This window comes from Micromonospora sp. NPDC049497, assembly GCF_044465805.1.
Classification (GTDB): Bacteria; Actinomycetota; Actinomycetes; order Mycobacteriales; family Micromonosporaceae; genus Micromonospora.
In genome coordinates this window covers 257530-271201 of the sequence record NZ_JBITMC010000006.1, presented here as the reverse complement: position 1 = coordinate 271201, position 13672 = coordinate 257530, and the positions used below count along the sequence as shown (strand labels likewise).

The following is a 13672-nucleotide window of genomic DNA, read 5'->3' as shown; positions in this document are numbered from 1 at the left end:
CCGATCCCCGGTCGGCCCACGGGTGACAGTCTCCGGAGGTCGTCAGCCACCACGGGGGGAAAGGCGGGTGCGATCTCCATGCAGATCATCGTTGCTGGTCCGGCGCAGGGAACCGGTCGGGGCACCGGGACCGTCGCGGTACCCGTCCCCGACCTCGCGTGGGAGGTCCCACGATGGCCGGTGCCCGAGGAGAGACGGACGGTCACCGTCCTGTTCGCCGACATCGTCGGATCGACCGCGCTGGTCGACCGGCTCGACCCGGAGGACGTCCGGCGGCTGCAACGCGCCTACTTCGACACCGTGAGCGGGGTGCTGGTCCGCTGGCGGGGCGTGGTCGAGAAGTACATCGGCGACGCGGTCATGGCCCTCTTCGGCGCCCGGCAGTCCGACGGGTTCGACGCGTACCGTGCGGTGCGGGCCGGCCTGGAGATCCAGCGGGCGCTCGACCTCCGTCCGCTGGCCGGCGCTCCGGCGCTGCGGGTGCGGGTGGGGGTGGCCACCGGTGAGGCGGTGGTGGACCTCGCCGCGGCCCGTGACGGCGGCCACGGCGCGGCCAGCGGCGCCGTGATCACCCTGGCCGCGCGGCTGCAGGAGTACGCGCCGCCCGGGGGCGTGGCGCTGTGCACCGCCACGCACCAGGCCACCCGGGGCCTCATCGACCAGCGTCGGGTGCCGCCGGTGACCGTCGCGGGCAAGGCGCTCCCGCTGGACGTGTGGCACGCCGACGGCGTGTGCGAACCGGCCCCGGCCCGCCACCCGGGCCCGTTCATCGGGCGCCGACGGGACCTCGTCGGTGCCCGCGAGGTGCTGCTGCGCGCCGTCCGGGACCGCCGGCCGCACTGGCTGTCGCTGGTCGGCCCGGCCGGCAGCGGACGCAGCCGGCTGCTGCACGAGCTGCGCCGGGCCGTCGCGACGGTGGACGGGGCACCGGTGCGGTGGTACGTCACGCTCTGCCCGCCCGAACCGGAGCCGGCCCTGGCGCCCGTCGCGGAGCAGGTCCGCGCGTTCGCCGGGCTCCGCGCCGCCGACGCACCCCCGGTGGTACGGCGGCGACTCACCGCGGCCCTCGCCGACGCGGTGCCCGCGGCGCGCCGCACCGAGGCGGTGTACGCGTTGGAAGGGCTCCTGGACACGCCGGACACCTCGACCGCCGCGCTGCGGGGGGCGGCGGTCTGGCAGGAGGTGCTGCTGGCGGTCGCCGCCCGGCAGCCCGTGGTGGTGGCGGTGGACGACCTCGACCGGGCCGCCGCCGAGGTGGGCCGCTTCCTGCGCGGGCTCTTCGAGGCGGCCACCGCCCGGGCGGTACCCCTGGCCGTGGTGGCGGTGCACGCTCCACAGTGGGCGGACACGGTGCCCGGTCCGGGGAACCGACACTGCCGCCTGCCCCTGCGCCCACTACGCGCGGTGGAGACGGGCCGGCTGCTGCGGCACCGACTCGCGTACGCCAACCAGCCGCTGACGTTGGTCGACGCGCTGCTGCCGCTGGTGGCGGGCAACCCCGGCCGGGTCGCCGCGTACGTCGACGCGCTGGCCGACGGCGCGTCACCGCTGGCGGCGGTGACGTCGCCCGGCGGCGGGAGCCTGCCCGGGGGTGTCGCCGGTCCGGTGCGGCTGCCGGTGCCCGAGGCGGTCCGCCGGACGGTCGACGCACGACTGGACCGGCTCGACGGCGTTCAGCGCGCGGTGCTGATGGTCACCGCCACCCTCGGCAGGCCGGTCGCCGCTCCAACGGTGGACCACCTGCTCGGCTGGACGCCCGGACGGGCCGTGCCGGCGCTGCGCGCGCTGGTCACCGGTGGCCTGCTGCGGGTCGAGCCGGCCGGTGGGCACACTCTCGTCGACCCGGTGGTACGTCAGATCACGTACCAGCGGCTCACCCGGGCGGCACGCGCCGTGTTCGCGGCCCGGCTCGCCGACGCGCCGGTGCCGCCGGTGACCGCCCCGGCGCGGGAGCAGCGCAGCCCGCACCGGCTGCCGTCCCGCCTCGCCACCCGCCGTCCCGCCCCGACCACCGACGACCGCTCCCCAGCCACACTTCCGGCCCCGGCCCCAGCCGCGGCCTTGGCCGCGGTCCCGGCCCCTGCCCCGGCCCCAGCCCCAGCCGCGGCCTTGGCCGCGGTCCCGGCCCCTGCCCCGGCTGCGGTCCCGGCCTTGGCCGCAGTCCCGATCCCGGCCACCGTCGCCCCGGTCCCGGCCCCGGCCCCGGCTCCGGCCCCTGCCCCTGCCCCTGCCCCGGCCCCGGCCCCGGCCACCGTCGTGGCGGCCCCGGCCACCGTCGTGGCGGCCCCGGCCACCGTCGTGGCGGCCCCGGCCACCGTCGTGGCGGCCCCGGCCACCGTCGTGGCGGCCGTCCGTGCTCCGTCCCCGGTGTCCGTACTCGTGGCTCCCGCCGCGCCCGCTGTCGGCCCGGCCACCGTGCCGGCCGTCGCCGGTCCGACCGGGGCCCCGGCCACCGTCGCCCCGCTCACGGTGGCGGTGGTCGGTCGCGCACCGGTGGCGGAACCGGCGGAGCGGTCCACTCCGAACGGGCGCGCGGTCACGGTCGTGCCGGCCGGTCGACCGTGGACCAATGACGGGCGGGGCCGGAGCCGGTACACCGTCCCCGGTCCGGTGCCGTTACGGCCGGCCGCCCCGCGCCGGGACCGCGCGGTCGCGGCGGAGGGCGTCGCCGACGTGCCGGGTCTCGCGGCGACCGCGGCGTGACGCGGCCAGGTCGGCACGATGATCGTTGACGCTCCAGCTGTCCGACACGCCGGACGTCCGACAGCTGAGGCGTCAACGATCATCGGGAACGAGTCCCGGCGGGCGAGGCGAGGGGGGCGAGGCGAGGCGAAGCGGGGCCGAGCGGGGCGGGGTGCGGGCCGGGCGTCAGGGGGTGCCGAGGAACGCCAGGACGCGGGTCCAGGTGGCCTCGGCGGCGATCGGGTCGTGGTCGGGCGAGTCCGGGTCGGTCCACAGGTGCCCGGCACCGGGGTAGCGGTGCACCGCCAGCGCCGCGCCGGCCCCCGTCATCGCCTGCCGCCACTCGTCCAGCTCGCCCGCCGGCTCGTACTCGTCCGGGTCGGCCAGGTGCAGCTCCACGCGCAGGCCCGGCCGGACCTCCTCGGGTGCGCCACCGGAGCCGTGCAGCAGGAGCAGCCCGGCGGTGCCGGGGCGTTCGGCCAGCATCGCGCCGGCCACCCCCGCGCCCATCGACAGACCGGCGAGCACGACGTCGGGCGGCAGCTCCCGGACCGCCGCCCGGGCCCGGTCCAGCACGACGTCGTGGCCGATCGTGTCGAACAGCGCGAAGCCCTCGTCAACGGTGTCGGTGGCCGGCACCCCGTACAGGTCCGGGGTCTGGACGTGGTGGCCGGCGGCGCGCAGCCGGTCGGCGGCGGCGATGACGGCGGGCCGCAGCCCGTGGACCGTGTGGAAGAGCACGACGTGTCCCATCGGGCCATCCTGCCGCAGCCCGCCGACGAAGCCCCGGCGCGACACCGCCCGCGCGGCGACCCGCTGTCACGTCGCGGGTGGTCAGCCGCCGTTCAGGGTGCGGCTGCGGCCCCGGAACTCGGCGACCACCTCGCCGTCGTCCCGGGTGACGGTGACGTCGTAGATGCCGCTGCGGCCGTACCGGGTCCGCTCGGTGGCCCGCGCGACCAGCAGGTCACCGGCGTGGGCCGGCCGCACGAAGGTGATCTCGCCCCCGGCGGCGACGGTGACCGGCCCGTGGCTGTTGCAGGCCAGCGCGAAGGCGGTGTCGGCGAGCAGGAACACGAAACCGCCGTGGGCGATGGCGTGGCCGTTGACCATCGCGTCGGTCACCCGCATCCGGGCCACCGCCGCGCCGTCGGCGGCCTCCACCAGCTCGATGCCGAGCCCGCGCGAGGCGGGGTCGGCGTCGAACATGTCGTACGCGGCGTTGCGCTCGGCCACCGTCACCCGTCCCGCCGCCGGTCCACGATGCGGCGCATCTTGCCCATCGACCGCTCCACCCCGTCCGGGGCGATCACCTCGACCGCCACGCTCACCCCGACGGTGTTCTTGACCAGCTCGGCCAGGTGCGCCCCGGCGGCGCCGGCAGCGTCGGTGCCCACCCCGGACCGTCGCTCCACCCGCACGGTCAGCGTGTCCATGCGTCCCTGCCGGCCCAGGACGCACTGGAAGTGTGGCGAGAGCTGCGGCATCCGCAGGATCAGCTCCTCGATCTGGGTGGGGAAGACGTTCACCCCCCGGACGATCATCATGTCGTCGGTCCGGCCGGTGATCTTCTCGATCCGGCGCATCGGCCGCGCGGTGCCCGGCAGCAGCCGGGTGAGGTCGCGGGTACGGTAGCGGACCACCGGCATCGCCTCCCTGGTGAGCGAGGTGAGGACCAGCTCCCCCCGCTCCCCGTCGGGCAGGACCGCCCCGGTCACCGGGTCGATGATCTCCGGGTAGAAGTGGTCCTCCCACAGGTGCAGGCCGTCCTTGGTCTCCACGCACTCGTTGGCCACGCCCGGCCCCATCACCTCCGACAGGCCGTAGATGTCCACGGCGTGCAGATCGAGGCGGCGTTCCATCTCGCGGCGCATGTCCTCGGTCCACGGCTCCGCCCCGAAGATGCCCACGCGCAGGGAGGTGGCCGCCGGGTCGATCCCCTGGCGTTCCATCTCGTCCACGATCGCCAGCATGTAGCTGGGGGTGACCATGATGACCTCGGGTTCGAAGTCCCGGATGAGCGTCACCTGGCGCTCGGTCATGCCGCCGGACACGGGGATGACGGTGCAGCCCAGTTCCTCGGCGCCGTAGTGGGCGCCGAGGCCGCCGGTGAACAGCCCGTAGCCGTACGCGACGTGCACCCGGTCACCGGGGCGTCCCCCGGAGGCGCGGATCGAGCGGGCCATCAGCCGGGCCCAGGTACGCAGGTCGTCGGCGGTGTAGCCCACCACGGTGGGCCGGCCCGTGGTGCCCGAGGAGGCGTGCAGCCGGGCGATCCGTTCCCGGGGCACGGCGAACATGCCGAACGGGTAGTTCTCCCGTAGCTCCGCCTTGCCGGTGAACGGGAAGCGGGCCAGGTCGGCCAGGTCGCGGCAGTCGTCGGGGTGGACCGCGGCGGCCTCGAAGGCCCGGCGGTAGTGCGGCACGTTGTCGTACGCGTGCCGCAGCGACCAGCGCAGCCGGTCGAGTTGCAGGGCGCGCAACTCGTCGACGCCGGCCCGCTCGATCGGTTCGAGGTGCTCGGGCAGCGGCGTCCGGTCCTCCATGGCGGTACCGTACGCCCGCCTCGGTCGTGGCACCACCGGCGGCCGTGCCGGCCCCGGCAACCTCGTGCGGCGCGGAGGCCGGAGCCGCCGGTCGGACGGTGAGCAGCGCCTTACCGAGGGCGGTGCGCTCCTCCAGCGCGCGGCGGGTTGAGGAAAATCGGTCGTCGCGTGACAGGGGCCACCCCGTCACGGGTTCTGCGGGTCAAGGTTACGCTCGCGCAGCAGCGCGTCCAGCTTCGCCTCGATCCGCTCGTCGGACTCGCGGGACTGGGACGAACCCCAGTAGTAGAAGAGCGCCAGACCGGCGGCCTGCCAGATCAGCTGGAGGAACTCGCTCTGCCAGTTCTCGAAGGTGGAGGCGAAGAACTGCGGAAGGAACTCCGCCCAGGCGAAGGACTGGCCGTGCTGGCTCGCCTCGTTGCTCTCCACCGCCATCTGGAAGACGAACTGGCCGACCCAGGAGAACAGGAACAGCGCGCCGGTGACCAGCGCGAACGCGTACGCCTTGGGCCAGCGCGGCTTGCGGAACGGCGGGCCCTGCGCCCGCCTGCCCCGGCTCCCCCGGCCACCGGACCCGGACCCGGACGGGCGCGACGTCGCCGTCTTCGTGGTGTCGGCCATCACGATCCCCTCTCGACGAATCCCCAGGTCGGGCTAGTGCCCCGGAGCGCTTGCGTCGAAACGGTGCCCGAGAGCGACCGGCGTGAAACAGAGAGTTGCGTCGATCCTCCGCCCCCCGGCCGAGCGCCGTGTTGCCACACAGCAGTAATTGCATCTTGTTGGCAACAAGGTCTGGACAGGAATTCGGTCCGGTAACTAGCCTCTGGGTCATGACTCCTTACAGCTTGGAAACGGTGGCCTGGCAGGAGAGCTGGGACCGGCAGCAGGAGGCGTACCTGCCCGATCGTGAGCACCGGTTCACCGCGATGCTCGACGCGGTCGACGCCGTGCACGACGGCGGCCCGCTGCGTCTACTGGACCTGGCCGGCGGCACCGGCAGCATCGCGGCCCGCGCACTGCGGCGTTTCCCCGACGCCGAGGTGACCCTGGTCGACCTCGACCCGGCGCTGCTCGCCCTGGCCAGCGCGTCCCTGGGCGACCGCGCGACCATCGTCACCGCCGACCTCAACGAGCCCGACTGGCGTGCCGCGCTCCCCCACCGCGAGGTCGACGCCGTCCTCACCGCCACCGCCCTGCACTGGCTCGCGCCCGACCGGCTCACCGCCCTCTACGCCGAACTGCGGGACCTGCTGCGGCCGGGCGGGATCCTGGTGAACGCCGACCACATGCCCGACGACGCGCTGCCCGGGCTGACCAAACGGCTGCTCGACCGGGCCCACGACCGACGAACCGCCCGGTACGCCGCTGGCGCGGCCCTCTCCTGGTCGCAGTGGTGGGACCGGGCCGCCGCCGACCCGACCCTCGCTCCCCTGGTCGCCCAGCGACACCAGATCTACCCCACGGGCCACAGTCCGGAGTGGAACCCGCCGGTCTCCTGGCACGTGTCGGCGCTGACCGCCGCCGGCTTCACCGAGGTCGGCACGGTGTGGCGCGGCGGCGCCGACGCGGCGGTCGCCGGGATCCGCTGACCCCGGTCGGGCCGTCCGTGGCTCCCGGCCCGCGCTCCGCCCCCCGGACCCACGAAGCGAACTGCGGCCGGCGGCCCGGCCGACCCGGCGTCGGGAGCCCGGACCGGCGCTAGGCTGACGACCGTGATCGACCCCGCCGACGGTGGTCGGCGCGGGGGCGCGTCCGGGCCGGAAGCACGGATCGACCCCGACGTCGACCTCCGTATCCCCGCCGACCGGGGCGAACTGCCGGCGCGGCCCCGGGCGGTGCTCGGGGCGGTCGCCGCCGGTGGCGCGCTCGGTGCCCTGGCCCGCGCCGCCGTCGCCCACGCCGTCCCGCACCAGCCGGCCACGTTCGCCTGGAGCACGTTCGCGGTCAACGTGAGCGGCTGCCTCCTGATCGGGGCGCTGATGGCGGCGCTGCCGAGGGCCGGGCGCGGACGACCCCTGCTGCGCCCGTTCCTGGGCGTCGGGGTGCTCGGCGGCTACACCACCTTCTCCACGTACGCCGTGGACGTCCACGCGGCGTTCGCCGCCGGCGCGCCGGTCACCGCCGTGGCGTACCTCGGGGCCACCGTGCTCGGGGCGCTGCTCGCGGTCTGGCTCGGCGACACCCTCACCGGCCGGTTGCTCGGCCGGGCCGAGCCGGGGAGCGAGCGGTGACCGTGCTGCTGATCGCGCTCGGCGCGGCCGTCGGGGCACCGCTGCGGTACCTCGTCGACCGGGCGGTGCAGGCCCGACTCGGCTCCGCGTTCCCGTGGGGCACCCTCACCGTCAACGTCGCCGGGTCGCTGCTGCTCGGCTTCCTCGCCGGTCTGCCGGTCGGCCCGGCGCTCGGCGCACTGCTCGGCACCGGCCTGTGCGGAGCCCTGACCACGTACTCCACGTTCGGCTACGAGACGCTGCGGCTGGCCCGGACCGGCACCCGCAGACGCGCCCTGGCCAACGTCCTGCTCAGCGTGACCGCCGGCCTCGCCGCCGCCACCGCCGGCCTGACCGCCGCCCAGTCCCTCACCCCCTGACCCCGCCCGCGCCCCGCCGCACCCCGTCCCCCCGCACCCCCCGCACCCCCCGCGATCTTGCACTTTGTGCCGGGGCAAAGGGTGCCGAAAGGCGCATCAGGGCGACCCAAAGTGCAAGATCGCGGGGGCGAGGGGGCGAGGGGGCGGGGCGAGGGGCGAGGGGCGAGGGCGGGGGGCCGGGGGGGCGGGTTACCGGGTCAGGCGGAACGTTCCGGCTCCCGCCCCGCGCCCCGCGCCCCGATCATTCACGCCTTCACTGAAGTCGGGGTATCCCCGACACGCCGACACCCCGACATCCATGAAGTCGAGTGGATCAAGGTGGATCCATGGGCGGTTGGGGCCGGTTGTCCAGGAGCGCGTTATGTCTGTGCGACACAAATATGTCTGATTGACATGACGCCCGCAGAACTCCCTGACCTCACCGACGCACGCACCGTCCCAACGCATCGGTCAGCACCGCCGCACCGCACCGCCGCACCGCACCACCGCACCACCCGCCGCACGGCACGACATCGCCGCGCCGCATCACCCGCGCCGTTCGGGCGTCACCCTGCTCCACCACGTCCGACCGATCAGTGCCCTCCGGGGCCCACACCGATCGCCGGTCAGGACGGCATCGCCGCCAGGGGCGTGGGTGGCGTGGCGAGGGCGACCACCGGGCCGACCACGAACACCGCCGGCGGGCGGAGGTACTCCCGCGCCGCTACGGCCCCGATCTCGTCCAGCCGAGCGGTGACCGTGCGCTGCCCCGGGTGGCCGGCGTCCTGCACCGCGAGGACCGGGGTGTCCGCGGCCCGGCCGTGCCCGATCAGCGTGGCGGCGATCGCGCCGACGGTGTCCACGGCCATCAGCAGCACCAGGGTGCCCCGGGCGCGGCCCAGGGCCGCCCAGTCGACCAGCGAGTCCGGGTGTCCGGGCGGCAGGTGTCCGGAGACCACGGTGACGTCGTGCGCGACGCCCCGGTGGGTGACCGGCACGCCGGCCAGGGCCGCCGCGGCGACCGCGCTGGTCACCCCGGGAACCACGGTCACCGGCACCCCGGCCGCCGCGCAGGCCTGGACCTCCTCGTGGCCGCGCCCGAAGACGTACGGGTCGCCGCCCTTGAGCCGAACCACCCGCCTGCCCGCGCGAGCGTGCGTGACCAGCGTGTCGTTGATGGTCTCCTGCGTCATCGACGGCCCGCGCGGCACCTTGGCCGCGTCCACGACGAGCACGTCCGGCCGCAGGCCGACGAGCAGGCCGGTCGGGGCGAGCCGGTCGGCCACCACCACGTCGGCGGCGTCCAGCAGCGCCCGCCCCCGTACGGTGATCAGGTCGTCGGGCCCCGGCCCGCCGCCGACGACGGCGACCTCGCCGGGACGCAGGCCGGGACCGCCGTGGCCGGGACCGCCGTTCCCGTGACCGCCGTGAGGGTGGTGGTGATGGTGATGGCCGCCGACCGGGTCGTCCGGGTGGTCGTGCGGGGTCTGCGGACGGCCCACCTTGTCGGCGAAGCCGGGCATCAGCACCCGGTACGCGCACGTGTCGCAGTTCATCCGGATGTCGCCACGCCGCGCCTCGGCGTGCCGTTCCAGCACCAGGTCGGCGAGGGCGTCGCAGTCGGAGATCAGGTCGGCCACCCGGACGTCCAGGTCGGGGTGGGCCGCGGCGAACGCCTCCGACTGCGCGACGATGCGGTCCGGCAGCACCCCGGCGAAGAGGAAGTACGGCGCCACGACGATCCGCCGCGCGCCGAGCCGGCGCAGCCGGTCCAGGACGGCCGGCACGGACGGCTCGGCCAGCGAGACGAAGCCCGGCTCCACGCCGGCGTACCCGCGCCCCTCCCAGAGCAGCCGGGCCACCTTCGCCACCTCGGCGTTGGCGTCTGGATCGGTGGAGCCGCGCCCGATCAGGGCGACCCAGGTACCGGCCCGCTCGTCGGAGCCGAGGGCGGCGTCGATCCGCTCCTCCAGCGCGGTGTGCAGCAGCGGGTGCGGACCGAGCGGCCGGCCGTACGCGTACGTCAGGCCGGGGTGGCGGTCCCGCTCGCGGGCCAGCGCGGCGGGGATGTCGCCCTTGCCGTGCCCGGCGGCCGTCAGCACCAGCGGCAGTGCGACCAGTGACCGGTGCCCCTGCTCAACCAGCGCGCCGACCGCGTCTGCCAGCGGCGGGCGGGACAACTCGATGAAGCCGCCCTCGACGGCGCCGACGCCCTCGGTTGCCCGGCGGCGCACCCGCTCGACGAGGGCCGCGAACTGCTCCACCCCGGCCGCGCTGCGCGTGCCGTGCCCGACGATGACCAGTGCGGTCACTGTTCCTCCTCCACGTACAGCAGGGCGTTGAGGGCGGCGGCTGCCACCGCCGACCCGCCCTTCTCGCCCCGGTTGGACACCGCCGGCAGGCCGCTGGCCCGCAGCGCCGCCTTGGACTCGGCGGCCCCGACGAAGCCCACCGGCAGGCCGACCACCAGCGCGGGCCGGGCGTCGCAGGTGATCAGTTCCTCCAGTGCGGTCGGCGCGCAGCCGACCACCCACACCGCGCCGGGCCCGACCCGGTCCCGGGCGATCCGCACGGCGGCGGCGGAACGGGTGAGCCCGGTGGCGCGGGCCAGGTCGGCGGCGGCCGGCTCGCCGACCGGGCAGACGGTCCGCCGCCCGGTGATCCCGGCGGCGACCATCGCCACGTCGGTGACGACCGGCGCCCCGGCCCGCAGCGCGGCCAGCCCACCGGCCAGGGCGGCCTCGTCGCACACCAGGTCGGTCACGTAGTCCAGGTCGGCGCTGGCGTGCACGACCCGCTCGGTGACCGCGCGGGTCAGCGGCGTCAGGTGCGTGAGGCCGACCCGGGACCGGAGGATCCGGTACGACTCCACCTCGATCGGGTGCACCGTCCGGCTCATCCGCGCTTCCCCGCCGTCGCGTCGGCGGTCCCGGCGTACCGCTCGTCGAAGCGGCGCAGCTTCCACACCGCCGCCGCCCCGCCCCAGGCCAGCGCGAACAGGCCCACCACGGCGTAGCCGAGCTGCTCGAAGCGGTCGGCGACGCCCGCGTACCCGGCGAGTGCGTCCACGCCGAACCGCTCGACCAGCAGGCCGGCGGCGTACACGCTGGCCACCAGGGCACCGACCAGCACGGTCATCGCGGTGGTGGCGAGGTTGTAGTACAGCCGGCGGGCCGGCTGCCGGTACGCCCACGAGTACGCGCGGCTCATCAGCAGGCTGTCGGCGGTGTCCATGGCGGACATCCCGGCGGCGAAGAGCAGCGGCAGCGTGAGCAGGGCCAGCACCGGCAGGCCGCCGGCGGCGGCGGTGCTGGCGGACAGCGCGAGCAGGGTGACCTCGCTGGCGGTCTCCAGGCCGAGCCCGAAGAGGAAGCCGACCGGCGCCATGTGCCAGGACGAGCGGACCAGCGCCCGCGCCCGAGTGCCGAGGATCCGCTGCACCAGGCCCCGGTTGAGCAGGTGGAGGTCCAGTTCCCGTTCGTCGAGGTCACCGTGGCGCAGGCGCCGCCACAGCCGGGCCAGCCCGCCCAGCACGACGGCGTTGAGGGCGGCGACCAGGGCCAGGAACAGGGTGGCGGTGACGATCGCGACGGTCGCACCCACCTCGCGGGCCTGCTCCAGCCCCGGGCCGGTGAGGTTGGCCGAGGCGAGGCCGACCACCAACGCGAGCAGCAGCACCACCGCGCTGTGCCCGAGGGCGAAGAAGAAGCCGACGCCGACCGGCCGCCGGCCGCGCAGCAGCATCAGCCGGGTGGTGTCGTCGATCGCCGCGATGTGGTCGGCGTCGAAGGCGTGCCGCACCCCCAGGGCGTACGCGAGCGTGCCGGCGCCGGCCAGTCCGCTCGCGGCGGCGGGCTGGTCGTTCCAGTACAGGTAGAGGCTCCAGCCGGCGACGTGCAGCACGGCGACGGCGAGCACGATACCGCCGAGGCGTACCCGCTCGGCCCTGCTCCAGGGGCCCACCGGGGGCGCGGCGGTGGCGGTGGTCGAGGTCATCGTGGTCCTCCATCGGGGTCGGTGCCGGTGAGGCGGATCGCGTCCACCGGGCAGATCTCCACGCACTCCAGGCAGCCGGTGCACACCTCGGCGCGGACCGTCAGGCCGCCGGGCACCGGCCGGATCGCGTGCTCCGGGCAGGTCAGCAGGCAGGCGCCGCACCCCTGGCAGGCGCCGACCGTGACCGGGGCCGCCGTCACTTTCGCCACCGGTAGCCCCGCGGGGTGACCATCCGGCCGGCGACGACGCGGGTCTGCGAGCTGCCCACCACCACGACGCTGTACATGTCGACCAGCGCCGGGTCGAGGGTGGCGAGGGTGGCCAGGTGCACCCGTTCGCCGTCCCGGCTGGCGTTGCGCACCACGCCGACCGGGGTGTCCGGCGGTCGGTGCGCGGCGAAGACCTCCAGGGCCGCGCCGAGCTGCCAGTCCCGTGCGCGGCTGCGCGGGTTGTACAGCAGCGCCACGAAGTCGCCCTCCGCGGCGGCGGTCACCCGGCGGGCGATCACCTCCCAGGGGGTGTGCAGGTCGGACAGGCTCAGGTAGGCGTGGTCGTGCCCGAGCGGGGCGCCGAGCAGGGCGGCGGCGGCGAGCGCGGCGGTCACCCCGGGCACGCCCACCACGTCGATGCGGTCGTCGGCGTGGTCCAGGGCGGGGCTCGCCATCGCGTACACCCCGGCGTCGCCCGAGCCGATCAGCGCCACGGCGTGCCCGGCGGTAGCCTCGCCGACGGCGGCCCGGGCCCGTTCCTCCTCGGCGCCGAGGCCGCTGGCGAGCACCCGGGTGCCCGGGCGGAGCAGGTCGCGGACCTGGTCGACGTACTGGTCCAGGCCGACCACCACACCGGCCCGCCGCAGCTCGGCGATCGCGCGCGGGGTGCGCAGGTCGGGCGCGCCCGGGCCGAGGCCGACGACGGCCAGCCGGCCGCGCGGCGCGTGCCGGGCCACCGCGACGGTGGCCATCGCCGAGGCGGTCTTCGGCACCAGCAGCTCCGCCTCACCACCGCGCAGCGCGGCGGCCTCCGCGACGCTCGGGGTGCCGACCGCCGCGCGGACCACCTCGCTGGGGTGCGGCACGTCGACCGCCGCCAGCTGCGCGGCCGTCCAGGTCCGCAGGGGTACGCCGAGCGCGCGGGCGGTCTCCACGATGCCCACCTCGTCGGCCTTGAGGTCGACGCTGGCCAGGCAGCGCAGGCTCGCCGGGCTGAGGCCGGCCCCGGCGAGCGCCCGGTCCAGCAGTGCGCGCACCTCGGCGGCCGGTACGCCCCGACTCGACCCGACGCCGGCCACCAGCGACGGTGGGCGCAGCACGGCGGTCCGGTCGTCCAGCGGCACGATCCGGTCGGTGACCAGCAGCCGCCAGCCCGCGTCGGCGGCCGGGGCGGCGTCGACGTGGACGTGGACGTTCGGGGGCAGGGCGGGCAGGGGCCAGGTGGCGTCGGCGACCAGGTGGACTGGCTCGCCGTCCAGGACGGCCCGGGACACCGCCGCGACCGCCCCCTCGACCGGCCAGCCGAGACTGTCCAGCCCGGCCACGCCGACCGCGTCGGTGGCGGTGGTGACGACCGGCGCGGCGTCGAGCAGCGCGGCGACGTCCGCGGCGAGGGCGTTGGCGCCGCCCGCGTGGCCGCCGAGCAGGGCGACTGCGTGCCGGGCCGCCTCGTCGACCACCACCACGGCCGGGTCGGTGCGCTTGTCGCCGAGCAGCGGCGCGAGGATGCGTACCGTCGCCCCGGTGGCGAGGAAGGCGACGACCGCCGTGCACTCGGCCCAGGCGGTCCGTAGCGCCTCGGCGGCACTGCCGGCCTCGACGAGGCGCGCGTGCGGCCAGGCGGCGGCGAGGACGGCGGCGTGCCGCCGTCCGGCGGCGGTCACGGCGAC

The 13672-nt window shown here is 76.1% G+C and carries 13 protein-coding genes; 4 read left to right on the top strand and 9 right to left on the bottom strand.

Annotated features, from left to right (window positions below):
* The first annotated feature begins 180 nt into the window (after positions 1-180).
* Positions 181-2703 (top strand): adenylate/guanylate cyclase domain-containing protein, encoded by a 2523-nt coding sequence (locus ACIBR0_RS12210; protein WP_396714806.1) that lies wholly within the window; start codon positions 181-183, stop codon positions 2701-2703.
* A gap of 165 nt (positions 2704-2868) precedes the next feature.
* On the opposite strand, the gene ACIBR0_RS12205 is transcribed toward ACIBR0_RS12210, so the two are convergent.
* The 4 genes from ACIBR0_RS12205 to ACIBR0_RS12190 form a co-directional block, all read right to left on the bottom strand.
* Complete coding sequence (locus tag ACIBR0_RS12205; RefSeq protein WP_396714804.1) at positions 2869-3435, bottom strand: dienelactone hydrolase family protein; 567 nt, start codon at positions 3433-3435, stop codon at positions 2869-2871.
* Between the two features lie 81 nt (positions 3436-3516).
* On the bottom strand, positions 3517-3891 hold the full coding sequence (gene paaI / locus ACIBR0_RS12200; RefSeq protein ID WP_396714925.1) for a hydroxyphenylacetyl-CoA thioesterase PaaI: 375 nt from the start codon (positions 3889-3891) through the stop codon (positions 3517-3519).
* A gap of 29 nt (positions 3892-3920) precedes the next feature.
* A complete protein-coding gene (gene paaK / locus ACIBR0_RS12195) occupies positions 3921-5228 on the bottom strand; it encodes a phenylacetate--CoA ligase PaaK (protein WP_396714802.1) in 1308 nt (435 codons plus the stop codon).
* 186 nt (positions 5229-5414) lie between these two features.
* Positions 5415-5849 (bottom strand): DUF6766 family protein, encoded by a 435-nt coding sequence (locus ACIBR0_RS12190; RefSeq protein WP_396714800.1) that lies wholly within the window; start codon positions 5847-5849, stop codon positions 5415-5417.
* Positions 5850-6058: 209 nt separating this feature from the next.
* Between ACIBR0_RS12190 and ACIBR0_RS12185 the strand changes: the two genes are divergently transcribed.
* From ACIBR0_RS12185 to crcB, 3 genes are all read left to right on the top strand, one after another.
* On the top strand, positions 6059-6817 hold the full coding sequence (locus ACIBR0_RS12185; protein ID WP_396714798.1) for a class I SAM-dependent methyltransferase: 759 nt from the start codon (positions 6059-6061) through the stop codon (positions 6815-6817).
* A gap of 126 nt (positions 6818-6943) precedes the next feature.
* Positions 6944-7459 carry a fluoride efflux transporter FluC gene (locus ACIBR0_RS12180; RefSeq protein WP_396714923.1) on the top strand — a complete coding sequence of 172 codons (516 nt, stop codon included), beginning with the start codon at positions 6944-6946 and terminating at the stop codon, positions 7457-7459.
* Entirely contained in the window at positions 7456-7818 is a 363-nt protein-coding gene (gene crcB, locus ACIBR0_RS12175) for a fluoride efflux transporter CrcB (protein ID WP_396714796.1), read from the top strand. The genes ACIBR0_RS12180 and crcB overlap by 4 nt, the downstream gene beginning before the upstream one ends.
* Positions 7819-8423: 605 nt before the next feature.
* Here the strand turns inward: crcB and cobA are convergent.
* The 5 genes from cobA to cobJ are packed head-to-tail and all read right to left on the bottom strand — an operon-like array spanning position 8424 to position 13666.
* Positions 8424-10109, bottom strand: coding sequence for a uroporphyrinogen-III C-methyltransferase (gene cobA / locus ACIBR0_RS12170; RefSeq protein ID WP_396714794.1), 1686 nt, complete (start codon positions 10107-10109; stop codon positions 8424-8426).
* On the bottom strand, positions 10106-10696 hold the full coding sequence (locus tag ACIBR0_RS12165; protein ID WP_396714792.1) for a precorrin-8X methylmutase: 591 nt from the start codon (positions 10694-10696) through the stop codon (positions 10106-10108). Before ACIBR0_RS12165 ends, cobA begins: the two co-directional genes overlap by 4 nt.
* Positions 10693-11793, bottom strand: a complete 1101-nt coding sequence (locus tag ACIBR0_RS12160) for a HoxN/HupN/NixA family nickel/cobalt transporter (RefSeq protein ID WP_396714790.1) — start codon at positions 11791-11793, stop codon at positions 10693-10695. The genes ACIBR0_RS12165 and ACIBR0_RS12160 overlap by 4 nt, the downstream gene beginning before the upstream one ends.
* Positions 11790-12002, bottom strand: coding sequence for a DUF362 domain-containing protein (locus ACIBR0_RS12155; RefSeq protein ID WP_396714788.1), 213 nt, complete (start codon positions 12000-12002; stop codon positions 11790-11792). Before ACIBR0_RS12155 ends, ACIBR0_RS12160 begins: the two co-directional genes overlap by 4 nt.
* On the bottom strand, positions 11990-13666 hold the full coding sequence (cobJ, locus tag ACIBR0_RS12150; protein ID WP_396714921.1) for a precorrin-3B C(17)-methyltransferase: 1677 nt from the start codon (positions 13664-13666) through the stop codon (positions 11990-11992). The genes ACIBR0_RS12155 and cobJ overlap by 13 nt, the downstream gene beginning before the upstream one ends.
* Positions 13667-13672: the final 6 nt, after the last annotated feature.